The sequence below is a fragment of the Micromonospora sp. ATLC20 genome (genome assembly GCF_057196585.1).
The window spans coordinates 23,927-49,689 of the sequence record NZ_JBXUOV010000003.1; the positions used below are offsets into that span (position 1 = coordinate 23,927).

At 72.5% G+C, this 25,763-nt stretch carries 22 protein-coding genes; 16 read left to right on the forward strand and 6 right to left on the reverse strand.

Going from position 1 to position 25,763, the window contains the following annotated elements:
* The first annotated feature begins 25 nt into the window (after nt 1-25).
* Together AC2CHG_RS01615 and AC2CHG_RS01620 are read left to right on the forward strand one after the other, a co-directional pair.
* Nucleotides 26-904 carry a 3'(2'),5'-bisphosphate nucleotidase CysQ gene (locus AC2CHG_RS01615; protein WP_262012999.1) on the forward strand — a complete coding sequence of 293 codons (879 nt, stop codon included), beginning with the start codon at nt 26-28 and terminating at the stop codon, nt 902-904.
* A gap of 101 nt (nt 905-1,005) precedes the next feature.
* The gene (locus AC2CHG_RS01620) at nt 1,006-2,562 is read left to right on the forward strand and encodes a glycoside hydrolase family 26 protein (protein ID WP_484524020.1); all 1,557 of its coding nucleotides are present in this window, start codon (nt 1,006-1,008) and stop codon (nt 2,560-2,562) included.
* Nucleotides 2,563-2,620: 58 nt separating this feature from the next.
* Here AC2CHG_RS01620 and AC2CHG_RS01625 read toward each other — a convergent pair whose 3' ends face one another.
* The 4 genes from AC2CHG_RS01625 to AC2CHG_RS01640 are packed head-to-tail and all read right to left on the reverse strand — an operon-like array spanning nt 2,621 to nt 5,578.
* On the reverse strand, nt 2,621-3,535 hold the full coding sequence (locus AC2CHG_RS01625) for a glycosyltransferase family 2 protein (RefSeq protein ID WP_013289266.1): 915 nt from the start codon (nt 3,533-3,535) through the stop codon (nt 2,621-2,623).
* On the reverse strand, nt 3,532-4,533 hold the full coding sequence (locus AC2CHG_RS01630) for a sulfotransferase family protein (RefSeq protein WP_484524021.1): 1,002 nt from the start codon (nt 4,531-4,533) through the stop codon (nt 3,532-3,534). Before AC2CHG_RS01630 ends, AC2CHG_RS01625 begins: the two co-directional genes overlap by 4 nt.
* Entirely contained in the window at nt 4,530-5,105 is a 576-nt protein-coding gene (locus AC2CHG_RS01635; protein ID WP_262012996.1) for a glycosyltransferase, read from the reverse strand. The genes AC2CHG_RS01630 and AC2CHG_RS01635 overlap by 4 nt, the downstream gene beginning before the upstream one ends.
* Nucleotides 5,102-5,578 carry a glycosyltransferase family 28 protein gene (locus AC2CHG_RS01640; RefSeq protein WP_013289269.1) on the reverse strand — a complete coding sequence of 159 codons (477 nt, stop codon included), beginning with the start codon at nt 5,576-5,578 and terminating at the stop codon, nt 5,102-5,104. Before AC2CHG_RS01640 ends, AC2CHG_RS01635 begins: the two co-directional genes overlap by 4 nt.
* A gap of 500 nt (nt 5,579-6,078) precedes the next feature.
* Here AC2CHG_RS01640 and AC2CHG_RS01645 point away from each other — a divergent pair, with 500 nt between their 5' ends.
* The 9 genes from AC2CHG_RS01645 to AC2CHG_RS01685 all read left to right on the forward strand — a co-directional run bounded on the left by AC2CHG_RS01645 (nt 6,079) and on the right by AC2CHG_RS01685 (nt 19,481).
* Nucleotides 6,079-7,911 (forward strand): Wzz/FepE/Etk N-terminal domain-containing protein, encoded by a 1,833-nt coding sequence (locus AC2CHG_RS01645; protein WP_484524022.1) that lies wholly within the window; start codon nt 6,079-6,081, stop codon nt 7,909-7,911.
* Complete coding sequence (locus tag AC2CHG_RS01650) at nt 7,908-8,915, forward strand: DUF3048 domain-containing protein (RefSeq protein WP_484524023.1); 1,008 nt, start codon at nt 7,908-7,910, stop codon at nt 8,913-8,915. Before AC2CHG_RS01645 ends, AC2CHG_RS01650 begins: the two co-directional genes overlap by 4 nt.
* Nucleotides 8,912-10,396 (forward strand): O-antigen ligase family protein, encoded by a 1,485-nt coding sequence (locus AC2CHG_RS01655; RefSeq protein ID WP_194800369.1) that lies wholly within the window; start codon nt 8,912-8,914, stop codon nt 10,394-10,396. The genes AC2CHG_RS01650 and AC2CHG_RS01655 overlap by 4 nt, the downstream gene beginning before the upstream one ends.
* Nucleotides 10,396-11,601 (forward strand): hypothetical protein, encoded by a 1,206-nt coding sequence (locus AC2CHG_RS01660; RefSeq protein WP_484524024.1) that lies wholly within the window; start codon nt 10,396-10,398, stop codon nt 11,599-11,601. Before AC2CHG_RS01655 ends, AC2CHG_RS01660 begins: the two co-directional genes overlap by 1 nt.
* A 17-nt stretch (nt 11,602-11,618) precedes the next feature.
* The gene (locus tag AC2CHG_RS01665; RefSeq protein WP_013477472.1) at nt 11,619-12,482 is read left to right on the forward strand and encodes a sulfotransferase family protein; all 864 of its coding nucleotides are present in this window, start codon (nt 11,619-11,621) and stop codon (nt 12,480-12,482) included.
* Nucleotides 12,449-14,062: an oligosaccharide flippase family protein gene (locus AC2CHG_RS01670; RefSeq protein WP_366622596.1), complete on the forward strand. Its 1,614-nt coding sequence runs from the start codon at nt 12,449-12,451 to the stop codon at nt 14,060-14,062. The genes AC2CHG_RS01665 and AC2CHG_RS01670 overlap by 34 nt, the downstream gene beginning before the upstream one ends.
* A 26-nt stretch (nt 14,063-14,088) precedes the next feature.
* Entirely contained in the window at nt 14,089-15,018 is a 930-nt protein-coding gene (locus tag AC2CHG_RS01675) for a sulfotransferase family protein (protein ID WP_484524025.1), read from the forward strand.
* A gap of 144 nt (nt 15,019-15,162) precedes the next feature.
* Nucleotides 15,163-16,206, forward strand: a complete 1,044-nt coding sequence (locus tag AC2CHG_RS01680; protein WP_262012991.1) for a glycoside hydrolase family 26 protein — start codon at nt 15,163-15,165, stop codon at nt 16,204-16,206.
* Nucleotides 16,207-16,394: 188 nt separating this feature from the next.
* Entirely contained in the window at nt 16,395-19,481 is a 3,087-nt protein-coding gene (locus AC2CHG_RS01685) for a malectin domain-containing carbohydrate-binding protein (RefSeq protein WP_484524026.1), read from the forward strand.
* Nucleotides 19,482-19,579: 98 nt separating this feature from the next.
* Here AC2CHG_RS01685 and AC2CHG_RS01690 read toward each other — a convergent pair whose 3' ends face one another.
* A complete protein-coding gene (locus tag AC2CHG_RS01690; protein WP_013289279.1) occupies nt 19,580-19,972 on the reverse strand; it encodes a CBS domain-containing protein in 393 nt (130 codons plus the stop codon).
* Nucleotides 19,973-20,084: 112 nt separating this feature from the next.
* Between AC2CHG_RS01690 and AC2CHG_RS01695 the strand changes: the two genes are divergently transcribed.
* From AC2CHG_RS01695 to AC2CHG_RS01710, 4 genes are all read left to right on the forward strand, one after another.
* Nucleotides 20,085-20,540: an NUDIX domain-containing protein gene (locus AC2CHG_RS01695; protein WP_262012989.1), complete on the forward strand. Its 456-nt coding sequence runs from the start codon at nt 20,085-20,087 to the stop codon at nt 20,538-20,540.
* A 70-nt stretch (nt 20,541-20,610) separates the two neighbouring features.
* Entirely contained in the window at nt 20,611-21,342 is a 732-nt protein-coding gene (locus tag AC2CHG_RS01700; protein ID WP_484524039.1) for a phosphocholine cytidylyltransferase family protein, read from the forward strand.
* Nucleotides 21,330-22,397, forward strand: coding sequence for an iron-containing alcohol dehydrogenase family protein (locus AC2CHG_RS01705; protein ID WP_030499402.1), 1,068 nt, complete (start codon nt 21,330-21,332; stop codon nt 22,395-22,397). The genes AC2CHG_RS01700 and AC2CHG_RS01705 overlap by 13 nt, the downstream gene beginning before the upstream one ends.
* Entirely contained in the window at nt 22,372-23,094 is a 723-nt protein-coding gene (locus AC2CHG_RS01710; protein ID WP_357210209.1) for a CDP-alcohol phosphatidyltransferase family protein, read from the forward strand. The genes AC2CHG_RS01705 and AC2CHG_RS01710 overlap by 26 nt, the downstream gene beginning before the upstream one ends.
* Nucleotides 23,095-23,577: 483 nt before the next feature.
* On the opposite strand, the gene AC2CHG_RS01715 is transcribed toward AC2CHG_RS01710, so the two are convergent.
* Nucleotides 23,578-24,837 (reverse strand): glycosyltransferase family 4 protein, encoded by a 1,260-nt coding sequence (locus tag AC2CHG_RS01715; RefSeq protein WP_355508556.1) that lies wholly within the window; start codon nt 24,835-24,837, stop codon nt 23,578-23,580.
* A 24-nt stretch (nt 24,838-24,861) separates the two neighbouring features.
* Between AC2CHG_RS01715 and AC2CHG_RS01720 the strand changes: the two genes are divergently transcribed.
* The gene (locus tag AC2CHG_RS01720) at nt 24,862-25,722 is read left to right on the forward strand and encodes an Fpg/Nei family DNA glycosylase (RefSeq protein ID WP_355508553.1); all 861 of its coding nucleotides are present in this window, start codon (nt 24,862-24,864) and stop codon (nt 25,720-25,722) included.
* The last annotated feature ends 41 nt before the right edge of the window (nt 25,723-25,763 follow it).

The following is a 25,763-nucleotide window of genomic DNA, read 5'->3' on the forward strand; positions in this document are numbered from 1 at the left end:
CGCGGCAGACCCGGGAGAACAAGGGATGAGGCTCGTGACCGAGGACGAGGCGGGACGGCTCGACGACCAGAGGTTCGCGCAGTGGCTGGCGACCGAGGCCGGCAAGGCGCTCACCGCGCTGCGGGACCGGCAGGGCTTCGCCGACCCGAAGGCGCTCAAGGACGCCGGCGACCGCGCGTCGCACGAGCTGATGACGGCGGCGCTGGCCCGGCTGCGGCCGGCCGACGCGGTGCTCTCCGAGGAGGAGGCCGACTCGCGCCGCGCGTGGGCGGACGGCGAGCGCGCGCCCCGGCACGAGGCGGACCGGGTCTGGATCATCGACCCGCTGGACGGCACGCGCGAGTTCTCCGAGGAGGGCCGGGACGACTGGGCGGTGCACGTGGCGCTCTGGCAGCGCTCCGCCGCCCCGGACGGCGCCCTGGTCGCCGGCGCGGTCGGCATGCCGGCCCGGACCACGGTGGACGGTACGCCGCTCGTGCTCGGCACCACCTGCCCGCAGCCGAAGGCGTCCGACGGGCCGATCCGGATCGCGGTGAGCCGCAGCCGCCCGCCGGCGTTCGTGGGCGAGCTGGTCGAGATGCTCGGCGCCACCGCCGTGCCGATGGGCTCGGCCGGTGTGAAGGTCTGCGCGGTGGTGACCGGCGAGGTCGACGCGTACGTCCACGCGGGCGGTCAGTACGAGTGGGACAGTGCCGCCCCGGTCGCCGTGGCGCTGGGTGCGGGCATGCACGCGTCCCGGATCGACGGTTCGCCGCTGCGCTACAACCGGGCCGACCCGCGGCTGCCCGATCTGCTGGTCTGCCGGCCCGAACTGGCCGACCAACTGCTCGACGCGATCGCCCGGACCGGGGTCGAGATGCCCGCTTCGACCGTCACCGGTGACCAGGGTGAGGCGTTCGGCTGAGTGTCACGGTACGTACGGCCAGGTGGATGAGGGTTATCGTCGGGCAGGTATGCGTGGCGATCTGAGCCCCGACCACGGGCCGCCGACAGCCAGGGAGGGTCATGCCGGCCGACCGAGAGCCGCACAATGCCTTCGGGCAGCCGACCGGCCTGTGGCCGGGTCAGGACATTCCGCGCCAGGTGGGCAGCCCGTCGCTGCCCTGGCCGGAGGCCGAGAGCGCACCGCCGCCACCACCGGCCCGGCCGGGCGGTGACCTGCCCTGGCCTGAGCGCGACCGGCCCGAAGCCGGTCACCACGACGGGCCCGGGCACGACCCGGCCGGCTGGGACGCCGCTGCCGGCACGACGAACGGCTGGGCGCCGCAGCACGGGCCGGCGGGCCACGGCGGTGACGCCTGGCCCCCGGGTGAGCCGCACGACGACGCCTGGGCCACTCAGGCCGGTCCGGCGGGTGAGGCGGGCTGGGGGGCGGGCACCACGGCGACCGCCACGCTGAGCGGACCGCCCCCGGTGGACGTTCCACACGGACCGGCCACCGGCGGTCCGGGCCAGCCGCCGGCGCCGCCGCTCGCCCCGGCCCCCGTGCCGTCGTCCGGAGGCTCCCGTCGTCGCTGGCGGGTCGCCCTCGCGGCGGCACTGGTCCTGGCCGTGGCCGGCAGCGGGGTCGCGGTGGCCACGCTGCGACCCGACGCGGCGGAACGGCAGGCCGGCGGGACGCCCGGCTCGGTCGGGCCGGCCACCTCGATGGGCCCGGGCACGCCCGCCACCCCGGGCGCGTCCCCGACCGCCGACCAGGGTCTCGGCGGCAAGCCCTCGGCGCGTCCGTCGGCCTCCGCGGACACCGGGCCGGCCTTCAGCGGTACGCGACTGACGCTGCCCGGCGCCTCGATCGGTGTGCAGAGCGGGGAGACGTTCGGCCAGGCGCTGGCCCGGTCCGACCGGACCTTCGGCAAGCTGCGGATGGCCCGGATCTTCTTCCCCGGCCTGCCGCCGGCCTGGTCCGGCAGCCGTGCCGACGTGGTGGACCGGACCGTCGTGGTGTCGTTCAAGGCGTCGCCGCAGGAGGTGAACACCGGCAAGTTCGACTCCCGCCTGACCTCCTGGTTCTCCTCGATCCCGCGCGAGCACAACGTCTACTGGTCGTACTTCCACGAGCCGGAGGACGACGTCGAGCGCGGCGCGTTCAGCACGACGGCGTACCGGACGGCGTGGAAGCGGATCGCCGGCCTGGCCGACCGGACCGGCAACCCCAAGCTGATCAACACGCTGATCCTGATGTGCTGGACGCTCGACCCGAAGTCCGGGCGCAGCTTCGACGCGTTCTACCCGGGCGGCGACGTGATCGAGGCGCTCGGCTGGGACTGCTACAACTGGGGCAAGAAGTGGAAGCGGTACGCCTCGCCGCAGGAGATCTACGGCCCCATGATCAGCAAGTCGAAGGCGCTCGGTAAGCCGTGGGGCGTCGCCGAGACCGGCAGTGACCTGGTGCCCGGTGACGCGGGCACCGGACGGGCGGCCTGGATCCGGTCGATGACCAGCTTCCTCAACGGCCAGCGGCCGGAGTTCGTGGCGTACTACAACCAGACGGTCAGCCAGGGCGACTTCCGGCTGCTCGACCAGCCGAGCGTCCAGGCGTGGAAGTCCTTCTGCACGGCCTGATCGCAGCGGAACGAGAACGGGCGGGCGACCGAGGTCGCCCGCCCGTCTCGCGTACGGCTCAGATGCCCCGGCCGCGCTTGTGCAGCGTGCGCAGCACCCGGTCGGCCTGCACGGCCCGGCTCGCCACCGCCAGCGCCAGGTAGGCGCGCGGCTCCTTCGGGTTGCGGGCCAGCGTGCGCCGGGCCCAGCGGACCGCGTCGCGCCGGTTGCCCATCGCGGCCTGCGCGAAGGCGATCTGCCCGGCCACCCGCGCCTCGCCGTGCGGCACGGTGGCGAACTCCGGGTAGCGGCGCAGCAGCCACTGCAACGCGGTCGAGATGGTCTCCCAGCGCTGCGCGAAGTAGGACCGCTTGTGCCAGCGGACCAGCACGTACGGGCTCTCCACGTTCACCAGCGGGGCGTACCGGGCGGCGCGGAGCAGGAACTCGTAGTCCTCCGCGTAGCTGCCCGGGATCTGCTCGTCCACCAGGCCGATCGCGTCGAGCAGCGCGGCGCGGCGGATCAGGAACGTGGACGGGTGCAGCTCGGTGAGCCGGTCGCGCAGCAGCGCCTCCAGCGAGATCCGGGCCCGGTCCAGCGAACGGTCCACCGTACGGTCGTCGTAGCTGACCCGGATGCCGCAGCTCACCAGCGCGCCGTCCGGGTGCGCGTCGAGCGCCCCGAACTGGGCGGCCAGCTTGCCGGGCAGCCACTCGTCGTCGTCGTCGCAGAACGCCACCCAGTCGCCGGTGGCCGCCTCGATGCCGGTGTTGCGCGCGCCGGCCAGCCCTGCGGTACGGGTATTCGTGATCACCCGGATCCGCCGGTCACCCCGGTCGGTCTCCAGCGACCGGTCCGGCTCGGACTGGTCGTAGACGACGATCGCCTCGATCAGGCCGGGGTGCGCCTGGCTGAGGATCGCGTCGAGCGCCGCACGCAGCAGCTCCGGACGGTCCCGCGTCGGTACGACGACCGAGATGCTCGGCCCACTCATGCTCTCTCCACGGACTCGTCGGATCCCCGCTGGCCCAGATAGCCGTAGCGGACCCGCAGGGGAAGCGTGGCCAGGCTGACCACGGCACGGCTGCGGCGCGGCAGGCGGTCCCGCCACGCCTCGTCCCGGCGCACCGTCAACGGCCCGCCGCTGAACCGCAGCGGGTTGCCGGCGACGCTGTGCGCCCGGAACGGCGCGGCCGGCTCGGGCGCCGCGCCGGTGTCGCCGGCCCCGGACAGGATGCGCAGCGCCGCCGGGTCGTCCGGCAGGCCGGCGAAGTCCCGCACCCGGCGTACGGTGCCGGCCGGGTCGGCGGTGAAGTCCTCGTAGCGCAGCCGCAGCACCTTCGCCCGGGACGCGAGCAGGTGGAACGCGGCGTTCTGCGCGGTCCACAGCTTGCTCACCTCGAACGGCGAGAAGGTCGGCATGAAGTCCTCGCCGTCGACCACCTCGGGGCGGCGCACCTGCTTGCCCCACGAGTACGCCACCGCCCGGCTGTCCCGGACCAGGTGCAGCACCCGCAGGTCGAGCCCTTCGGCCCAGCGCAGCGCGAAGGCGAGCGAGGCGTGCTTGCTGGAGTCCACCACCACCCGGGCGCCGGTCGCCGACAGCGCGGCCCGGTAGATCCGGGTGTACAGGTCGGCGTAGCGGCGCACGTCGGCCAGCTGCTCCGGCGGGAGCGCGTCCTTCGCCAGCCGGGGGATGTGCCGGGTCCGGTCGACGCGGTCCTTGAGTGCCAGCACGTCGTCCCGGTCGACAGCGGCCCAGCCGCCGAACGCCTGGTCACCGACCTGGCGCCAGAACGGGCAGGCGGTGAACCGCTCACCGCAGCCGCACCGCTCGTCGGCCCCGAGCGCCCGCTCCCACAGGTGCACCACCTCGCCGACGGCGCACACGTCGGCGCTCTGCGCCAGCAGCAGCTCCAGCAGTGTGGAACCGCTGCGACCGAGGCCGCCGACGAAGAGGACCCGCGGCGGCGCCGGATCCGGGGCGCTCATCCGCGACGCCCGACGGCTCGTCGCCGTACCCGGCGGGCGACCAGATCGTCGATCACCGCGCCGACCCGGGCGACCGCCTCGGCGCGCGGGTCCGGGCGGTTCGGGTCGGCGGCCAGCACGAACCGGTTCGGGTCGGTCAGGCCCTCGTCCAGCGCGGCGAGCAGCTCGGCCTCGGACTCGCACAGCCGCACCATGCCGGCCGCGCCGAGACGACGGGAGAACAGCTGCTGGTGGTTGTCGACGTGCTCGTCGTGCGACGGGTCGCGGGGCACCACGATCGGCAGGTGGCCGTTGCGCCGCGCCTCGGTGATGGTGGCCGGGCCGCCGTGGCTGACCACGAGCGTCGCCTCCGCCATCGCCCGCTGGAGTTCCTCGTGGCCGAGGAACGGGGTGGCCTCGGGCAACGCCGGGGTGCGGCTGTGGCCGTACTGGAGGACCAGCCGGACCTCGGGCCGCGCCGCGTGCCAGCGCTCCAGCCAGCCGACCAGCCGGTCGAAGCGGTGCACGTCGGTGCCGACGACGACAAGCACGTACGGCGCCGCGGAGCGCCGGTCCCGCTGCCGGGGGATCACAGGAGGTTCCCCACGACGGTCGCCTCCGGGTACATCCGGCGCTGCTCGTCCCACTGCACGAGCATCGCGGAGAGGAAGGGCCGGCAGAGCCGGGCGGTGAGCGTCGCGCTGTCGATCCGGTCGTACACCTCGATGTAGACCGTCGGGATCTTGCGCATGCGGGCCGCCACCACGAACGGCAGGGCGACCCCGGCGCCGGTGGTGACCACGGCGTCGACCTGACGCCGGCGGATCACCTTCAGCGCGAGGAACGCGTTGCGTACCAGGTTCTTGACGTTGCGTGTGGTGGGGTGGTGCGCCCAGACCACGTCCTCACCGGCGAGCAGCGAGCGCGCGTCGGGGGTGTCGAACGTTACCCATGCGCGGCGCCGATCCCGGTACCACGGTTCCAGGGCCAGGAGCTGGGCCAGGTGCCCGCCACTGGAACCCACCAGCAGGACCTGCCCCGAGTCCTCGGTTGACCCGCTCACCACAGACTTCCTCCCGTACGCGGATGACGCGTCCGGATTTTTGTGAAAGCCCCTCGGACGCGTCCTGACAACCTACTGGCGCGCCCCTGGGCAACTGAAGGGGCCATTGGACGGATCCTGACGCGCCGGTCGGCTCACCTCTCGATTCCCGTCACTGGGATGCCCACCCACCGGCCACCGTCCAGGTCAGCCCGGTTCCCCCCGCGCGGCCGGGGCGGGCCACCGGAAGAAAGTGAGATGTGTCAGGATTCCGTCACCGCTCCGCACGAGAGCCGTCGGCGACGCCGGCTTATCCGGGGACAGGTCGGGCCCGACACCGGGAAACCCGCCGAATGGTCAGCGCCGATCGGCCATTTCTACGCGGGCTGCCCACACCCGGGCAGGCTTACCGGAACGTGAGCAGACTTTCCCTCGTCGTTCGGATCGGGGACACTCAAGGCCACGGTCAGGTCCAGCTGTGCCGTGGACTGCCCGGCTCGGTCGAAAGGGAGCGACAGACTCTGATGCCCTCACCCCATTTGGCCGAGAGCGACGCCGACGGTCTTGCCCTGATGGCATACCTGGGCTGGCTGCGCCGCCGCTGGTGGATCCTGCTGCTCGCCGCGGCCCTCGGTCTCGGTGGTGGGCTGGCGCTGAACCAGATCCAGGAGGCGCGCTACACCTCGACCACCTCGCTGCTGGTGCGCCCGCTCGGCTCGGGCGCGGAGAGCAACCCCAACGCCAAGGTCAACCTCGACACCGAGGCCCAGGTGGTCCGCTCGCTGGTGGTGGCCGAGCGGGCCAAGGCGCTGATGAAGGTCGACACCGGTGCCGACCAGCTGGTCAAGTCGGTGACCGTCAAGGTGCCGCCGAACAGCCAGATCCTCCAGGTGGCGTACGAGGGGAACAGCCCCGAGGGCGCCCAGTCGGGCTCGCACGCGTTCGCCCAGGCGTATCTGGACCTGCGCAAGGCCACCGCGCAGAAGGCGCTGGAGAACGAGACGACCGCGCTCAAGCAGCAGATCGCCGAGCTGCAGAAGCAGCTCAGTGCCGTCGCCGGGCGGATTGCGGCGTCGCCGTCGAACTCGCCCGAGCGAGAGCGGGCCGAGGCCGAACGGAGCCTTCTCACCAGCCAGATCACCGGCCTGAACAACCGGCTCAGCCCGCTGGTCTCGGCCGGCTCCGACCCCGGCGAGATCATCTCCGACGCCCGTCTCCCCGACTCGCCCAGCTCACCGAACCGCACGCTCAACCTCGCCAGCGGCATGGGCGCGGGCCTGCTGCTCGGCATCGTGCTGGCGCTGGTGCTGGACCGGCTCGACACCCGGATCCGGCGCGGTCGCGACATCTCCGACCGGGTCGGCCTGCCGCTGCTGCTGGAACTGCCGGTGCGCGCGCCGTCGCTGGCCGTCCTGCCGGCCACCCACCGGGTCTCCCGCGAGCTGGGCCGGCTGCGTAACGTGCTGCTGTCCGCCGTGCCCGAACCGGCGCAGGGCGGGCGCGGTCGCCAGTTGCTGATCTGCGACGCCTCGGCCGGCACCGCCGCCGGATTCGTCGCCGCCAACCTCGCCGCCGCGTACGCCCGTACCGGCCAGCAGGTCGCGCTGATCACCACCAAGCCCGACTCGACGGTGGGCGCCATCACCGGCGTGGCCGAGGGGCGGCACAACCTGGCGTCCGTGCTGCGCCGCGACGTACCCCCGCTCAAGGCGCTCGCGCCGGTCCCGGGGCTGGGCCAGCTCCGGGTGCTGGTGCCGGGCGACCTGGACGCGGAGGTCGAGCTGCCGGTCGCCGGTCTGCTGGAGATCATGCACGAGCTGTCCGCGCGCTTCGACCACGTGATCATCGAGACCGCGCAGCCCACGTTCGCCGTGGAGGCCCAGGCCCTGGGCCGGTACGTCGACGCCGTGATCATGGTGGCCGAGGCGGGCAAGACCCGCAGCGGCGAGATCACCGCCGCCCTGCAGCAGTTCGAGCAGGTGAACGCGCCGGTGATCGGTGCCGTGCTGGCCCCGCGCCTGCCCGTCCCGGCGGCCGGCGCCGCCCGGCCGGCGTCCTCGGGCGGTTCGGGCACGCCGAGCACGTCGAGTGCCCCGGTGGCACCGGCCAACCGGCCCAAGCCCCGGCCGAGCCCCGGCCCGTCCGCCGAGTCGACGATGGTGCTGCCGCGCATGCAGTCGTCCCGCCCCGCCCCGGCCAAGCCGGCACCGGGCAAGGCCACCCCGCCGCCGAACCCGGGCAACCAGGGCATGCCGGGCAAGCCGGTGCCGCTCAACGGCACCGGCGGCACGTACCGCTCCCGGGGTGACGGCGACGGCCGCAGCTACGCCCTCGACTCCGGCGAGGATCTGGGGTGAACCGCCGGCAGATGCTCCGCGCCGCCATCGCCCCCGCCGTCGTCCTCGGCGTCGGTACCGGGTGCAGCGAGCCCGAGCCCAAGCCGGGCAAGGTCCAGGTGGTGGACCCGGGCGACGTCACCGCCTCGCCGTCATCGGCCAGTGCCTCGCCGACTCTGCCCACCGGCCCGCTCACCGGCGCGCCGGTGAGCACCCCGGCCGCTGCCACCCGCCAGGCGGTCGCCGTGCCGCTGCGGGTGAGCCCCGCGACCACCCCGGCCGGCCTGGACGCCGCCGACCTGGTCTACGCCGAGTTCGCCGAGTCCGACACGCTGCACCTGACCGCCGTGTTCCACTCCAAGGACGCCACCAAGATCGGCCCGGTCACCGAGATCCGGCCGGTCGACATCCGGTCGCTCGCCGTGCTGCGCCCGTTCGTCGGCTACGACGGCGGCCCCACCGGCTTCCTCACCCAGTTCGAGAACTCCGACCTCGACGGCGTGACGCCCGACGACGACAGCAAGGTCTTCTCCGGCGACTACACGTCGACCGCCGCGCTGCTCAAGGCCGCCCCGAAGGGCGGCCAGCCGCCCACCCCGCCGATCGACCACGCCGGCGAGGGCGACGCGCTCGCCGTCCGCGACCTCGCGCCGGCCACCGAACTCACCGTCACCGTCTCCGGCGGCCCGCCGATGGTCTGGCGGTACGACCAGGCGAAGTCCCTGTGGGCCGGCAAGGTCGGCAAGGTCACCGTGACCGCCGCCTCCGTCATCGTGCTGACGATGGAGTACCGCACGCTGGAGGTGCGTAAGCCGTCGGCCCGCTCGCTGCCGTCGGCGAACGTCTTCGGTGAGGGTGCCGTGGTCGCGGTGTCCGGGCCGAACAGCGCGAAGGGCCGGTGGCGCAAGCCCGGCCTGGGCATGGTCTGCACGTTCGCCGACACCGGCGGCGATCTCCTGCACCCCCAGCCCGGCAACGCGTGGGTGATCTACGCGCCGACCACCGCCAAGGTCACCGTGAAATGAGCACCGCCACCCCGCCCCGCACCGCGCGCGGGACGGTTCCGGTCGGGGCGGTGTCGCCTCCGGACGGGAACCGCCTGCGGACGGTGACGGTACGGCCGGAGAGCTGGTCGTGGCGGCTGCCGACGGCATGGCCGCTGATCTCGGTCTTCCTGCTGTACCCGCTGTGGTGGGTGCTCGGCGTGTCGAGCTTCGTCTTCGTCATCTTCGCGGTGCCGATGGTGGTGCAGATGCGCAAGCGGGGCCCGATCCGGGTGCCGCCCGGCTTCGGGATCTGGATGGTCCTGCTGCTCTGGGTGTTCCTGTCCGTGCTCACCCTCGACCTCACCGCGCCGAACACGCTGCCCCCCGGCGGCAGCGGCAAGTACATCGGCTGGGGCATCCGGCTCGCCAACTACGTCGCCATGACGGTGACCATGCTCTACGTCTACAACCTGCGGGAGCGGGAGCTGTCCCAGCGCCGGATGGTCCGCCTGTTCGGGTTCATGGGCGTGGTCGTGGTGCTCGGCGGCTGGATCGGCTCGCTGTACCCGAACCTCACGTTCGTCGCGCCGCTGCGATTCGTCCTGCCCCAGTCGATCGCCGGTCACCCGTACGTCACCTCGCTCATGGAGATCAAGTTCGCCCAGGTGCAGCAGGTGATCGAGGGGGAGGCCAGCTCGCCCCGCCCGTCCGCGCCGTTCACCTACACGAACTCGTGGGGCCAGAACACCGCCATCCTGCTGGTCTGGCTGATCGTCGGCTGGGTCGTGCTGGGCAAGCCGATGCGCCGTACCGCGGGCGTGGCGATCGCCCTGGCGGCGATCTTCCCGATCGTCTACTCGCTGAACCGGGGCCTCTGGATCGGTCTCGGCATCGCCGCCGCGTACGTCGCGCTGCGGCTCGCGCTGCGCGGCCGGATGGTGGTGCTCGGCGGGCTCGCCCTGGCGGTCGGGCTGATCGGGGTGCTGATCGTCGCCACACCGCTCGGCCGCACCTTCGACGAACGCCTCCAGAACGGCCACAGCGACGACATCCGGACCACGCTGTCCCAGGGCGCGGTCACCGCGGCCAACCATTCGCCGATCCTCGGGTACGGCGGCAACCGGGCGCTGATCGGCAGCAACCGGTCCATCGCCATCGGCAAGTCCGAGGACTGCAAGCAGTGCGGCAACCGGGAACTCGGCAGCAACGGCCAGGTCTGGGCGCTGCTCGTCGGGCAGGGCTGGGTCGGCGCGATCTGCTACAACGCCTTCTTCATCTACTGCATCTGGCGCTACCGCCGCGACCACAGCGCGGTCGGCATCGCCGGCACGCTCGTGCTCATCCTCATGCTCTTCTTCCAGTTCACCTACGGTGCGATGGAAGCGACACTCGCCTACGCCCTGATCACTGTCGCCCTGCTGGCCCGCAACGACCGGATACGCCGGTCGCTCGCGCCGGCGCCACCCCAGGGCACGATCGCCGGGCTACGGGCCCGACTGGAAAAGACCGGTGACAGCTGATGGTGTTCCGCGTACCCCCGGACGGCGACGGCCGCGCCGCGTACCTCGGTGAACTGGCCGGGCTGATCTGGCCCGCGCCGGCCGAGCCCAGCCTGCGCCGCGGCGGCGCCGGCTGGGTGGTGGTGCCCTCGGCGTCCCGCCCTCGGCTGCTCGTGCCGACCGGCTCGGGCCGGGCGGCGGCGAGCGCGGTCCGGCACTCCACCGAGGCGGTCGGCCGCAAGGCCAAGCTGGTCCGGCAAGGGCTGTCCACCGCGTTCCGGCTCGGGCTGGGCCCGCTGGTGTTCCGCGACCGGCTGGTGGTCGACGGCGGCGGGCTGGACGCGTACCTGACCGAGGTGCTCGGCGAGCCGGCGCTGGTGAGCCTGCACATCGGCCCGGCCCGGGCGAACCGCAAGCCGGTGCTGCAACTGCTCGCCCCGGACGGCCGGGCCCTCGGGTACGCCAAGCTCGGCGTCGACCCGCTGACCCGCGCGCTGGTACACGCCGAGGCGGACGCGCTGCGCCGCCTCGCCGAGGTGCCGTTAGGCCCGGTGGTGCTCGCCGGGGTACGCCACCACGGCGACTGGCACGGCCACGCGCTGCTGGTGCAGGAGGCGCTGCCGGTGCGGCTGCCCCGGGCCACCCCGGCCGCCGCGGAGGCGGCCGAACGCGACGCGATGGTGGCGGTCGCGGGCTGTCTCGGCGTACGCCGGCAGTCGTGGACGGCAAGCGGGCACGCGGCCCGGCTCACGGCCGCGGTGGACGCGCTCGGGCCCCGGCCGGAGGCCGGGCGGCTGCGCGCGGCGCTGAAGTCCGTCGCGGACGCCGACCCGGTGGTGGCCTTCGGCGCCTGGCACGGGGACTGGAACGGCGGCAACAGCGCGGTGCTGGCCGACGGCCGGGTGCTGGTCTGGGACTGGGAACGGTTCGAGGCGGACGTGCCGGCCGGGTACGACGCGCTGCACCTGGCGGTGCAGGGCGCGATGAGCCACGACGGGGTGGAACCGGTCGAGGCGGCCCGCGCGCTGATCGCCGGCGCCGAGGCCACCCTGGCGCCGTTCGACCAGACCGGTGGGGGCGCCGGTCTGGTCGCCGTGCTCTACCTGGTGGAGCTGGCGGCGCGCTACCTGCGGGATCGGCAGGCGGAGGCGGGTGCGCGACTGGGGCACGTCGACACCTGGCTGCTGCCCGCCGTCGAGGAACACCTGGCCCGCCGGGCCGGGTGAGAGTGAGGAGTGGGGACGTGACGCTGGCCAAGGAGCAGGCGCTCCGCGCGGTGAAGTCGGTGAGCCGGACGGTCGGCCGGCTGACCGCCGGTTCGCGGATGGTGCCGGGATTCCTGATCGTGGGGGCGCAGCGCTGCGGCACCACCTCGCTGTTCAAGACGCTGTCGCAGCATCCCGGTGTGCTGCCGCCCGCGTACCACAAGGGCGTGCACTACTTCGACATGGACTACCACCGGGGGATGAGCTGGTACCTCGGGCACTTCCCCACCACCGGCAAGGCCGAGGCGGTGAAGGCGCAGATCGGGGTACGCGGGATCACCGGCGAGTCCAGCCCGTACTACATGTTCCACCCGCTGGCCGGGCAGCGCATCGCCCGGGACCTGCCCTCGGTGAAGCTGCTGGTGCTGCTGCGTGACCCGGTGGAGCGCGCCTACTCCGCGCACTCGCACGAGCTGGCCCGGGGTTACGAGACCGAGGCGGACTTCGAGCGGGCGCTCGCGCTGGAGGAGTCCCGTACGGCGGGCGAGCGGGAGCGGATGATCAGCTCCGCGTCGTACGCCAGCGAGCACCTCCAGCACAACGCGTACCTGGCCCGGGGCCGCTACATCGAGCAGCTGGAGCGCCTGGAGGCGCTGGTCGGCCGGGACCGCATGCACGTCATCGACAGCGACGACTTCTTCGCCGACCCGCGTCCCTCCTTCGACGCGGTGTGCGACTTCCTCGGGCTGCCCCGCTGGGCGGACATCGCGTTCGGCAAGCACAACTCCCGGTCCCGTTCGCCCATGTCGGCGGAGCTGAGGACCCGGCTGGAGGACCACTTCGCGCCGTACGACGAGCGGCTGGCGACGTGGTGGGGACGCGTGCCGTCGTGGCGGCGGTGACGCGGGCGGACGCCGGCGGCACCCCGACGCTCACCGCACCGCCCCCCGGGCCGGGCGCGGGGCTGGGCGGCGCGGCCCGGCAGGGCTTCGCCAACCTGGTCGGGGTCGGGCTTGCCGCGGTCGCCGGCTTCGGCCTGAACATCGTCATCGCCCGCGGCTGGTCGGTCCGCGAGGCGGGCATGTTCTTCGCGGCCACCAGCGCGTTCATGATCGCCGCGTCGGCGGCGCGGCTCGGCACCGACGTCGGCACCGTCTACTTCGTCAGCCGCCAGCGCACCCTCGACCGGCGCGACCAGATCCGGGGCACCATCCTGGTCGGGTTGCTGCCGGTGCTCGTGGTCGGCACGCTGCTCGGGCTGGCCGGCTGGCTGGCCGCGCCGGCGCTGGCCCGGGCCACCATGCCGGAGGCCGGGCCGGAGGCGGTGACCGCGCTGCGCATCCTGCTGGCGTTCGTGCCGCTGGCCGCACTCAACGACTACGCGCTCGCCGCCTGCCGCGGCTTCGGCCAGATGCGTCCGCTACTCACAGTGGAGCGGCTCGGCCGCACGCTGGTGCAGTTCCTGGCCGTCGCGGTGGCCGCCTGGCTCGGGCTGTCCGCCACCGTCGCGCTGCCGCTGGCCTGGGTGGTGCCGTACCTGATCGCCGCGGTGGTCGCGCTGTTCTGGCTGAGCCGGCTGGTCGGCCGGGCCGGCCGGCAGGTGACCCGGCCGGTGCCGGCGCGTGAGCTGGCCGGACCGTTCTGGCGCTTCACCGGGCCCCGTGCGGTCAGCAGCCTGGCCGCGATCGTGGTGCAGCGGCTGGACATCGTGCTGCTCAGCGCGTTGCGCGGTCCGGCCGACGCGGCGATCTACACGGCCGCGACCCGGTTCCTGGCGTTGGGTCAGCTCTCCAGCGTCGCGCTGTCCAGCTCGGTGCAGCACCGGCTGGCCGCCGCGTTCGCCCGCAACGACCGGGCCGAGGCGGGTCAGCTCTACCAGGTCGCCACCGGCTGGCTCGTGATCCTCTCCTGGCCCGCGTACCTGATCTTCGCGGCGTTCGCCACGCCGATGCTGGCGCTGTTCGGGGCCGGTTACGCCGACGGCCGCCGGGTCGTGGTGCTGCTGGCGCTGACCATGCTGCTGGCCACCGGGTGTGGCATGGTCGACATGGTGCTCAACATGGCCGGGCGCACCGCGTGGACGTTCTACAACGCGATGACCGGCACCGTGCTCAACGTGGTCGGCAACGTTGTGCTCATCCCGCGTTACGGCATCCTCGGCGCGGCCCTGGCCTGGACCGTCTCCATCCTGGTCACCAACCTGGTGCCGCTGACCCAGCTCTGGTGGTCGATGCGGCTGCACCCGTTCGGCGCCGGTACCCGGGCCGCGATGGCGCTCGCCGTCGTGACGCTGGGCCTGCCGCTCGGCGTGGCGACGCTGCTCGGTGCCGGTTCGCTCGTGCTCGCGCTGGTCACGGTCGCCGGGCTGGTCGCGTACGCGGCGGGTGTCTGGCGCTGGCGGCGCACCCTGAACCTCGACGCGCTGCGGTCCCTGCGCCGTGGCCGTAACCGGGCCGGGGCGGACCCGGCCGCCCAGTCCTGACCGATCCTGCACCGATGGGACCTTCGATGACAAGCGACTCCCCCGCCCCGCACTCCGGCCTGTCCACGGTGAAGGCCGCGAAGCTCGCCGCGGTCGGTCTGCTGGCGGACCGGAAGGAACGCCGCGAGCTGGAACGGCCGGTCGAGGGGGGCGGCCGCCGGCTCACCCTGAAGGTGGAGCGTCCGATCTTCATCCTGGGCGCCCCGCGCTCCGGCACCACGTTCCTCGGCAGTTGCGTGGGCGCGCTGCCGGACGTGTCGTACCACTTCGAACCGCGCCTGACGAAGGCCGTCGCCCGCTGTGTCTACGAGGGAAGCTGGACGCCGCAGCGGGCCGCCCGCTACTTCCGCGGCTACTACGGCGCGCTGCTCGCCGCGTCCGGGCACGGCGGCCTGCGCTTCGCCGAGAAGGACCCGGAGAACTGCTTCATCGTGCCGTTCCTGACCGAGGTCTTCCCGGACGCGGTCTTCCTGCACGTCTACCGGGACGGCCGGGACGTGGCGGTGTCGCACGCCGAGCAGCCCTGGCTGAACGCCGCGTCCACCGGCGCCGGCCGCAGCGGCCGCGGCGGTACGCCGTGGGGCGCCGCGCCCCGGTTCTGGGTGGAGCCGGAGCGGCGCGAGGAGTTCACGCAGGTCTCCGACCTGGGCCGGTCGGCCTGGATGTGGCGGCGGTTCACCAGCAGCGCGCTGACCCAGCTCGCCGAGCTGCCCGCCGAGCGGGTGCGGCACCTGCGGTACGAGGACATCGTCACCCGCCCGGCCGAGGCGGCCGAGGTCGTGGCCGACTTCCTGGAGGTCGGTGACCCGGCCGGACGGGAGGCGCTGCACGCCCGCTTCGCCAAGGCACGGCCGGGTTCGGTGGGCCGGTGGCGGCAGCGACTGACCGAAAAGGATCTGGCCGACGTGATGGCTCAGGCCGGGCCGCTGCTGACGCGACTCGGCTACCCCGCCTGAGCGCCGCGTCACAGGTAGAGTGCCAGGGGTCGCCCGCCCGGCCCGGCGTGCCTCTCCGCCCACGCGGATCCGTCAGGGCCCCCATACCGTGGCCGGCGACCGTCCTGGGGAGAGGTTGCGGTGGTACGACGGTTACGACTGACGATGGCTGCCGTGCTGGGCCTGGCCTTCCTGGCCCCGGCCGTGGCGGCCTGTGACATCGGCTCGGAGCGATCCGACGAGTCGGCGACGGCGGTGCCGCCGCCGCCGACTGTGACACCGCGGACCGCTCCGGTCCGCACCACCGGGTGGGGACCGGAGCCGCCGGAGAAGGGGGCCTGGCTCGGCACCTGGGTCAAGCCGCAGTACCACAACGCCAGCGGGCGGGCCGCCGCCTTCGACGCGTTCAACCAGGCGGCCGGCGGCAAGCTCACCATCGCGCACATGTTCCACGAGTGGAACGAGCCGTTCCCGAGCGCCACCGAGAAGTTGTTCCAGTCCCGGGGCAAGCTCCAGATGATCTCGTGGCAGGGCACCGACACCCGGTCCACCGTCAGCGGCGTCTACGACGCGCTGATCCGGGAACGCGCCAAGGACGTCAAGGAGTTCGGCGTTCCGGTGCTGCTGCGCTACCGGTGGGAGATGGACCGGCCGAACCTGGCCGCGAGCATGCACTCGCCGGAGGACTACGTCGCCGCCTGGAAGCACGTCCGCGGCATCTTCGCCGAGATGGGCGTCACCAACGCCGGGTGGGTGTGGTGCCCGCACGCGGACGGGTTCGCCGAGCCGCAGCGCCGGGCCGCCGCCTACTACCCGGGCGACGACCAGGTCGACTGGCTCTGCGCGGACGTCTATCCCAGTCCGGAGTGGAACAGCTTCTCCAACCGGATGGACCACTTCATGGCGTTCGCCAAGAAGCACCCGCGGCCGGTCATCATCGGCGAGTACGGCCTGACCCAGGACGGGCGGCCGGGCCAGCGCGCCGAATGGATGCGCGAGGTCGGGCCGTACCTGAAGAAGCACCCGCAGATCAAGGCGGCTGTCTACTTCGCGGCCCGGCAGACGGAGAAGCCCATCTACGACAGCACGTTCGGCAACGACCCGGAGAGCGAGCAGGTCTTCCGGGAGATGGCGACCGATCCGTACTTCCAGCCACCGATGCCCGACCTGAGCGTTTCCTCAGGAACACCCTCCGTGTCCGGGGACTGATCGTCGGTCGTCTTTTCGTGTGACCCGGGCCGTTTCCTCGGTCAAAAAGGCCGAACCCGGGTGGACGGGCGACGGCCGAATGCGAGAAGGTATTGCTCTCACGTCTGCGGTCGGTCGAGTGACGCCCCGCCTCATGTCGGCACCGACCACGATCGCAGCGCCTCCGACGTTTCCCCCCGGAGTAGCCTGTGGCTTCCTCGATCCTGAGACACCGCTCGGTGTCCGCATTCGGCGCTGCCGTGCTCGGCATCGCCACCTTGTTCACACCGGTGCCGGCGCTCGCCGCACCGGCAGCGGCGCCCGCGCCCGACCACAGCACGCTGGTCGGCGAGGTGCCGTCGGACAAGACGCCGAACATCAACGACGGCAACGTCGTGGCCATCCACGACGCCGGCAGCAAGGTGATCGTCGGCGGCTCGTTCACCAACGCGCAGAACCGGGGCTCCTCACCCACCCCGGTCGACCGCCGCGGACTGCTCGCCTTCGACAAGGCGACCGGCAAGATCGACAACGCGTTCGCGCCGGTGCTGGACAACGACGTCACCGCGATCATCGCCGGGCCGACCCCCGGCACGGTGTACGTCGCCGGCAAGTTCAACAAGGTCGGCGACAAGAACTTCCGCAAGCTGGTGCTGCTGAACGTCGCCGACGGCACCCCCGTCGAGGGGTTCAAGGGCCCGGCGTTCAACGGCACGGTGAACGACATCGCGCTCGTCGACGGTCACCTGCTGGTCGGCGGCATCTTCACCACGGCGACCGCGACGATCAACCGCAACGGGCTGGCCTCGCTGAACCCGACCACCGGCGCGGTGGACGAGTACCTCACCGTGGCGCTGACCGAGAACCACAACTGGACCCCGACCAACAACGGCGCCTCGGCCGGTGTCGGCGTGGAGAAGCTCTCCGTCTCCCCTGACGGCAAGCACCTCGTGGTGATCGGCAACTTCAAGAAGGCCGACGGCGTCGTGCACGACCAGATCGTGCGGATCAACCTCGGCGAGAGCTCCGCGACCGTCGCCGACTGGAACACCGACGGCTACTCCGCGGCCTGCAAGTACACCGCGTTCGACTCGTGGGTGCGCGACGTCCAGTTCTCCCCGGACAGCAAGTACTTCGTGGTGGTCACCACCGGCGCGTCGTACCCGGGCACGCTCTGCGACTCCGCCGCCCGCTGGGAGACCTCCGCCACCGGCGCCGGCCAGAAGCCGACCTGGACGAACTTCAGCGGCGGCGACACCTTCCTCTCGGTCGGCATCAGCGAGAAGGCCATCTACGTCGGCGGCCACTTCCGCTGGTCGAACAACCCGCTCGCCCGCGACAAGGCCGGACCGGGCGCGGTGCCGCGGGCCAGCATCGCCGCGCTCGACCCGGTGAGCGGCCTGCCGCTGTCCTGGAACCCGGGCCGCCACCCGCGCGGCTACGGCGTCACCGAGATGCTGGTGACGCAGGAGGGCCTCTGGCTCGGCAGCGACCAGGAGTACATCGGCAACTTCGACTACCAGCGCAAGCGGATCGCCTTCTTCCCGCTGGACGGGGGCAGCACCCCGCACTCGACCAGCACCAAGGGCCTTCCCGGCAACGTCTACCAGGCCGGCCGTGCGGCGCAGACCGAGGTGCTCTACCGGGTCAACGCCGGTGGTCCGGCCATCCCGGCGACCGACGGCGGGCCGGACTGGGCCGCCGACAGCGCCACCGAGCCCAGCCCGTACCACAACACGGGCAACCAGGTCACCAGCTACACCACCAACGCGACGTTCGACTCCACCGTGCCGGCGAGCACGCCGGCCACGCTGTTCAACACCGAGCGGTGGGACGAGGCGACCGCGCCGGACATGCAGTGGGACATCCCGGTCGCCGCAGGCACCCGGGTCGACGTCCGGATCTACATGGGCAACCGCTGGTCCGGCACGAGCAAGCCGGGCGCCCGCAAGTTCGACGTCAGCATCGACGGCGTACTCAAGCTGAACGACTTCGACCCGGTCGTCGCCGCCGGCGGCACCGACCGCGGCACCATGCAGTCCATCTCGGTGGTCAGCGACGGCGTGGTCGACATCGACTTCGGCCGGGTGCTGCAGAACCCGCTGCTGCACGGCATCGAGATCGTCAAGACCGCGCCCACGCCGGACGCCTCCGACGTGCTCTACCGGGTCAACGCGGGCGGCGACCAGCTCGCCGCGCCGAGCGGCCCGGCCTGGGCCGCGGACACCGCCGCCGCGCCGAGCACCTACCACAACGCCGGCAACCAGGTGACCAGCTACACCACGAACGCCACGCTCGACGGCACGGTGCCGTCGGGTACGCCGGTCGAGCTGTTCAACGCGGAGCGGTGGGACGAGTCGCCCGCGCCGGACATGCAGTGGGACTTCCCGGTCCCGGCCGGCACGCCGGTGCAGGTGCGCCTCTACCTGGCCAACCGCTGGTCCGGCACCGCCACCGCCGGCAAGCGCAAGTTCAACGTGTCGATCGACGGCGTGGTCAAGCTGAGCAACTTCGACCCGATCGCCGCGATCGGCGCCACCAACCGGGGCACCATGCGCGCGTTCCCGATCACCAGCGACGGCAACATCGACATCGACTTCGGTCGCGTCCTGGAGAACCCGCTGGTGCAGGGCATCGAGATCGTCAAGCTGCCCCCGGTGCCGCCGGCCACCACCGTCGACAGCATCACCAAGCGGACGTACGACGGCGCCACCTCGGTCGGCAACGCGATGTCGGTGCCGAACGGCGACAACACCGGCTGGTCGAACATCAAGGGCGCGTTCTGGGTCGGCGGTGACCTGTTCTACGGCGTCGGCGGCGACCTCTACAAGCGCTCGTTCGACGGCAACGAGTTCGGCACCCCGAAGAAGCTGGACCCGTACCACGACGCCAAGTGGGACCTGGTCGTGACCGGCTCCGCGCCGGAGGGCTCCACCTACGCCGGCATGACCGGCAACTTCTCCGCGGAACTGCCGAACGTGACCGCGATGTTCTACAAGAGCGGACGCATCTACTACTCGCTGGCCGGTCAGAGCACGCTGTTCTGGCGCGGCTTCACGCCGGACACCGGCACCGTCGGCGCCGAGCGCAACACGGTCACCGGCACCACCGCGTTCGCCGACGCGGGCGGCCTGTTCCTGGACGGCGACACGCTCTACGTCGTCTCCCGGAGCACCGGCAACCTGTCCACGATGGCGTGGTCCGACGGCGTGCCGACCGGCTCCGCCACGGTGCGCAGCGGTCCGAGCGTCGACGACGTGGACTGGCGCGGCACCTCGGTCTTCGTCGGCCCCTGACGGGCGGGCACGACCGAAACGGAACAGATACGACGATGGCCCGGCCGATATCGGCCGGGCCATCGCCCTTTCTCCGGCGCCGCTCGCGCCGGACCACATCAGGTACGGGTCGGCGCGTGCTCACCCGCCCAGACCCGCATCAGGTCCCGTACCGAGATCACTCCCGCCACCTCCCGGCCGTCGAGCACGACCAGGTGACGGAACCCGCCGCGGGCCATCGCCGCGGCTGCCTCCTCGACCGTCCAGTCCGGGCCGGCGTATACGACGTCCCAGGTCAGGTGTGCCCCGGTGCGCTCGACATCCGGGTCGAGCCCGGCGCCGATCGCCTTCAGCACATCGCGTTCGGTCATGATCCCTACTCCCTCGGAGTCCGGGTCGATCACGACCGCCGACCCGACACCGCGGGCCGACATCATCCGGGCCGCCTGCCGGAGCGTGTGCTCCGGCCCGACCACCAGTACCTCGCTGGACATCGCTTCCCGTACCTGCATCACACATCACCCCTGTGGGACGGCGACTGAGTACGGACATGGTGGGCCATCGATGCGTACCGGGACAAGAACGGGCATCGCCGGAGACGGCCCGGATGGCTACTGTCGGAGGGTGCCCACCGAGCCCCTCCGCTGCGCCGGCGCGCTGATCGTCGATGACGACGGCCGCATCTTCATCCAACGCCGATCCCCCGACCGACGCCTCTTCCCGAACTGCTGGGACATCGTCGGCGGCCACCTCGAACCGGGCGAGGAGATCGACGACGCGCTGCGCCGGGAGGTCACCGAGGAGACCGGCTGGGCCGTGTCGCACGTGCTCGGCCTGGTCGGCGAATACCGGTACACCGCCGACGACGGGCTGACCCGGGTGGAGACCGACTTCCTGATCCGGGTGGACGGCGACCTCAGCCGGCCCCGGCTGGAGGCCGGCAAGCACACCGAGTTCCGCTGGCTGGCGGAGTCGGAGATCGCGCTGCTCGACGAGCACCGGGACGTCAACGACGGGCTGATCCGGCGGATCGCTGAGGACGGCTTCGCCGCGCTGCGCTCGATCGGTCTGACGGGCTGAACCACTGCCGCTCCGCGCCCGGCGATATCCTCGCCGGGTGGAATCGGGTCGAGAAGAGGAGCGTGTCGGCATGATCGGGATGGTGCTCGCCGCGGGAGCGGGGCGCCGGCTGCGGCCGTACACCGACACCCTGCCCAAGGCCCTGGTGCCGGTCGACGGGGAGATCACCATCCTCGACATCGCGCTGCGCAACCTCGCCGAGGTGGGGCTGAACGAGGTCGTGATCGTGGTCGGCTACGCGGCCGACGCGGTGCGGCAGCGCCAGGCCGCACTGGAGGAGAAGTACGGCGTCACGATCACGCTGGTCCACAACGACAAGGCCGAGGAGTGGAACAACGCGTACTCGCTCTGGCTGGCGCGGGAGCACTTCTCCCGTGGCGTGCTGCTCGTCAACGGCGACACCGTGCACCCGGTGAGCGTGGAGAAGACGCTGCTGGCCGAGCGCGGCCCGGGCATCCTGCTCGCCGTGGACACGCTCAAGCCGCTGGCCGAGGAGGAGATGAAGACCACCTTCGACGCCGCCGGCCAGCTCACCCGCATCACCAAGCTGATGGACCCGGGCGAGGCGTACGGCGAGTACATCGGCGCGACGCTGATCGAGCCGCAGGTGGCGGTGCCGCTCGCGGACGCGCTGGAGGCGACCTGGCGGCGCGACCCGAACCTCTACTACGAGGACGGCTACCAGGAGTTCGCCGAGCGCGGCGGCGAGGTGCGGGCGGCCCCGATCGGTGACGTCTCCTGGGTCGAGGTCGACAACCACGCCGATCTGGCCCGGGCGCGGGAGATCGCGTGCCGCTACTAGCCCGCAGCGTCCTCACCCCGCTGCACATCGACGTGCGGCGGGGCGCGGTGGCCGACCTGGCGGCGATCCTCTCCGACGGGCGGATCTCCGCCGGTGGCGACGTCGCCGTGGTGGTCGGGCCGGGGCAGGGCGAACGGATCGCCGAACTGATCCGGCCGTCGCTGCGCTCGGCCGACGTGTTCACGGTGGCCGGGGGCACGCTCGACGCCGCCGACGACCTGGGGGCGAAGCTGCGCACCCGGTCGTACGACGCGGTGGTCGGCATCGGCGGCGGTAAGACCATCGACGTGGCCAAGTACGCCGCCACGCGTCGCGGCCTGCCGATGGTCTCGGTGGCGACGAGCCTCGCCAACGACGGCATCGCCTCCCCGGTGGCGAGCCTGATCACCGAGGGCCTGAAGGGGTCCTACGGGGTGCACATCCCGATCGCGGTGATCGTCGACCTGGACTTCGTGGAGGCCGGGCCGGAGCGGCACAACCGGGCCGGCATCGGCGACGTGGTCAGCAACATCAGCGCGCTGGCGGACTGGGAACTGGCCCGGCGGGTCCGCGGTGAGCGGGTCGACGGGCTGGCCGCCTCGCTGTCGCGCGCAGGTGCCGAGGCGGTGCTCAACCACCCGGGTGACATGAACGACGACGGCTTCGTCACCGTGCTCGCCGACGCGCTGATCTCCAGTGGCCTGGCGATGGCGATCGAGGGCACCAGCCGGCCGTGCAGCGGCGGCTGCCACGAGATCATGCACGCGATCGACGCGCTGTTCCCCGGCACCGCCTCGCACGGCGAACTGGCCGGGCTCGGTGCGCTGTTCTGCACGTACCTGCGCGGCGACGAGCGCCGGTTCGCCGAGATGGCGGCCTGCCTGACCCGGCACGGGCTGCCCCGGCTGCCCGCCGAGGTCGAGCTGACCGACGACCAGTTCGTCGAGGCGGTGCAGTTCGCGCCGGCCACCCGGCCGGACCGCTACACCATCCTCGAACACCTCGCGATGTCCGCTACCGAGACGCGGGAGCGGCTGGCAGACTACGCCGGTGCCCTCCGCGACCACATTGGCTGAGCCCCGCCCCACCGTCGCCGACTTCCACCGGGTCAACCGGGGAGGCGGCCTGTTCAGCGAGTCGATCAGCCAGTGGATCGGGGCGGCCTTCGCGCTCGCCGCGCAGCGCCTGGGGTTGCGCCCGACCGCGCTGACGCTGACCAACCTGGTGCTGGGACTGGCCGCCTCGGTCACCGTGGTGGCACTCGCCGACGACGTGGCCGCCGGCACCGTACCGGCCTGGGCGGTCGGGCTGTTCGCGCTCGTCGCGTGGCAGATCGCGTACGCGCTGGACTGCGCCGACGGGCAGCTCGCCCGGGTGACCGGTCAGGGCAGCGCGGCCGGCGCCCGGATCGACGTGCTGTGCGACGTGGCCGCCCAGATCGCGCTCGTCGCCGCCATCGGCGCGACAGCCGTGGCGCAGCGCCCGTCCACGCCGGTCTGGCTGGTGGCCGTGTTCGCCGGCACCTGGATGGTCAACCTGGTGACGTCGGTGATGCAGTCCGGGCCGAACGCGGCGAGCATGGTCACCTCGACCTCGCTCCCGGTGCGCCTGGTGAAGCTGGTCCGCGACTACGGCGCGGTGATCTTCGTGGCCGGCCTGGTGCTGGCCTTCGCGCCCGCGCTGGCGTTCTGGGTGATGGTCGCGTTCACCGTCGTAAACGGCGGATTCCTGCTGGCCAGCATCGCCTTCTCCGCCCGCGCCTCCCTGCGCTGAAGCCTCCTCCCGCCCTCGCCCCACTCCGGCTTCGCCGCCCTCGTCGGCCCCTCCGCCGCCGTCGTGCCCTGCGCGCCGTCGTGCCCTTCGCTGTCGTGCCCTGCCGCGCGTAGTGCTGCCGTCGTCACGCTCAATGAGAAGGCCGCCCTGTCCGACGCGCCGATGGCGCCTGCGCAGGCGAGTCCGTCGCCGCACCAGACGTCAGTCACTGATAGTGACGTCCCCGCGAGGGTGGGCGGTTCACCTTCGGCGCCTTTGCTCTGCAGCCATATGCGCACCAGGAACTCTCGGTCACTGCCGCGTCGATGGCTGCAGAGCAAAGGCGGCGGAGAGGCATCTACCGGCGGAGTCGGCTCTCAGACATTCGAGCAGCTCAAGCCCATGGTCGATGATCGAGGGCGCGGATCGACGAGGAACCGCCCGTCACAGACGGTGACCGGCGCAGGTGCACACCTACCAGTAACGCAAAGTGGTCAGATCGCGTCAGGCGCGGCTCTGCAAGCCGGCGTAGATGTCGATCAGGCGCTTGGTGATCACGTCGGGGTGGAAGGTGCGCTCGTAGCGGGACCGGGCCGGACCGGCGAGCGTCCCCGCCTCGGCGGCGGCCAGCGGCAGCGCGGCGGCCAGCGCGTCCACCTCCGGCGCCACCACCCAGCCCGCCTCGCCGCGCTGCACCCCGGCCGGCAACGCGACAAGCCCGTCGCCCGGCGCCGCGGTGGCCACCTCGGCCGGGCCGGTGCCTGCGGGCTCGCGCGGGCCGTCCGCGCCCACCAGGTACGGGATGCCGCCGAGCGCGGTGCCGAGCACCGGCCGCCCCGACGCCAGCGCCTCGATGATCACGGTGGGCAGCACGTCGTGCCAGGTGGAGGTGGCCAGCACCACGGAGCTGTCGGCCAGCACCGCGCGTACCCCGGAGCGGTCGAGCTGGCCCAGGTAGTGCACGTCGGGCCGTTCGGCGGCGGCCGCCTCGGCGAGCGGACGGAGCTCGCCGTCACCGGCGATGCGCAGCGGGCCGAGCGCGCCCACCGGGTGCCGCCGCCACGCCGCGAGCAGCAGGTCCAGGCCCTTCTCCGGGCTGAGCCGCCCCATGAAGAGGAAGCCGTTCCCCGCCGGCGCCGGGGTGCCCGGGTCGGGCACCGCGTTCGGCTTCACCACGATCCGCTCGTCCGGGATGCCGTAGTCGCGCAGATGATCAGCCACAGCCGTGGTGAGCGCGATGTACCGGTCCACCGACTTCCAGGTCGGGCGGTGCACGGCGAGCGTGGTCGCCATCAGCGCGCTCTGCGCCCGCGAGTTGCGGTAACAGCGGTGCACGATCGCCGGCACGCCCAGCGCCCGGCCCCGGCAGTCCTGGCAGATCACGCCGTCGCGGAAGTACAGGCCCGAGGAGCAGACCTGCCGGTAGTTGTGCACGGTCTGCACCACCGGCACCCCGCGTTTGTGCGCGGTCCGCACCACCCAGGGCGAGAGCAGAGGATACGGGTTGTGCAGGTGCAACACGTCCGGCCGATGCTCGGTCAGCAGGCGGTCGAGGTCGTGCTGGGCCTTCGGTGCCCAGATCGGCGAGATCGGCAGCAGCGCCTTGGCCGGCTTGGACATCGACGGGATCTCGTCCGAGCTGCGCAGGAACGGCAGCACCTCCACGCCGGCGGCGGTGAGCTGGGCGATCTCCGCGTCGACGATGGTGTTCTCGCCGGAGGGCTGGGCTTCCCGGTACCGGTTGTGCGCCACCACGATTCTCACGGGAAAGAAGGCTACCGTTGGACGATGCCCGAACTACCGGAGGTGGAAGCGCTCGCCGGTTACCTGCGCGAGCGTGCGGTGGGCCGCCGCGTCGAGCGGTTCGAGGTCGCCGCGATCAACGCGCTGAAGACGTACGACCCGCCGCCGAGCGCGGTCGCCGCCCGCACCGTCACCGGCGCCGGCCGGTACGGCAAGTTCCTGGACGTCCGGTTCGACGAGGGACTGCACCTGGTGGTCCACCTGGCGCGGGCGGGCTGGCTGCACTACCGGGAGGCGTTCCCGTCGGCGGCCCCGCTGCGGCCCGGCAAGGGGCCGATCGCGGTGCGCGTACGCCTCGACGACGGCTCCGGCTTCGACCTGACCGAGGCCGGCACCCAGAAGAAGCTGGCCGCCTACCTGGTCACCGATCCGGCGCAGGTGCCCGGAGTGGCGAAGCTCGGGCCGGACGCGCTGGAGGCGGATCTCCCGACCTTCGCCGAGCGGCTGCGCAGCCGTAAGGGCCAGGTGAAGGGCGTGCTGACCGACCAGTCGGTGCTGGCCGGCGTCGGTAACGCGTACTCCGACGAGATCCTGCACGCGGCGCGGCTCTCGCCGTTCGCGATCACCGACCGGCTCACCGACGACCAGCTCGCCGGTCTGCACGCGGCGACGCGCACGGTCCTCGGCGACGCCGTACGCCGGTCGATGGGCCAGCGGGCCGCGGAGCTGAAGGGCGAGAAGCGCTCGGGCCTCAAGGTGCACGCCCGGAAGGGGCTGCCGTGTCCGGTCTGCGGCGACACCGTGCGGGAGGTGTCGTTCGCCGATTCGAGCCTGCAGTACTGCCCCACCTGCCAGACCGGCGGCAAGCCCTTGGCTGACCGAAGGTTGTCCAGGCTCGTACGGTGAGTAACCGGATTCGCCGGTTACCGAGCGGAATCGACCGGCGA

Coding starts and splice junctions, on each gene's coding strand:
- AC2CHG_RS01615 (WP_262012999.1), top strand. CDS start 26: ATGAGGCTCGTGACCGAGGACGAGGCGGGACGGCTCGACGACCAGAGG.
- AC2CHG_RS01620 (WP_484524020.1), top strand. CDS start 1,006: ATGCCGGCCGACCGAGAGCCGCACAATGCCTTCGGGCAGCCGACCGGC.
- AC2CHG_RS01625 (WP_013289266.1), bottom strand. CDS start 3,535: ATGAGTGGGCCGAGCATCTCGGTCGTCGTACCGACGCGGGACCGTCCG.
- AC2CHG_RS01630 (WP_484524021.1), bottom strand. CDS start 4,533: ATGAGCGCCCCGGATCCGGCGCCGCCGCGGGTCCTCTTCGTCGGCGGC.
- AC2CHG_RS01645 (WP_484524022.1), top strand. CDS start 6,079: ATGCCCTCACCCCATTTGGCCGAGAGCGACGCCGACGGTCTTGCCCTG.
- AC2CHG_RS01655 (WP_194800369.1), top strand. CDS start 8,912: ATGAGCACCGCCACCCCGCCCCGCACCGCGCGCGGGACGGTTCCGGTC.
- AC2CHG_RS01660 (WP_484524024.1), top strand. CDS start 10,396: ATGGTGTTCCGCGTACCCCCGGACGGCGACGGCCGCGCCGCGTACCTC.
- AC2CHG_RS01675 (WP_484524025.1), top strand. CDS start 14,089: ATGACAAGCGACTCCCCCGCCCCGCACTCCGGCCTGTCCACGGTGAAG.
- AC2CHG_RS01680 (WP_262012991.1), top strand. CDS start 15,163: ATGGCTGCCGTGCTGGGCCTGGCCTTCCTGGCCCCGGCCGTGGCGGCC.
- AC2CHG_RS01690 (WP_013289279.1), bottom strand. CDS start 19,972: ATGCAGGTACGGGAAGCGATGTCCAGCGAGGTACTGGTGGTCGGGCCG.
- AC2CHG_RS01700 (WP_484524039.1), top strand. CDS start 20,611: ATGATCGGGATGGTGCTCGCCGCGGGAGCGGGGCGCCGGCTGCGGCCG.
- AC2CHG_RS01720 (WP_355508553.1), top strand. CDS start 24,862: ATGCCCGAACTACCGGAGGTGGAAGCGCTCGCCGGTTACCTGCGCGAG.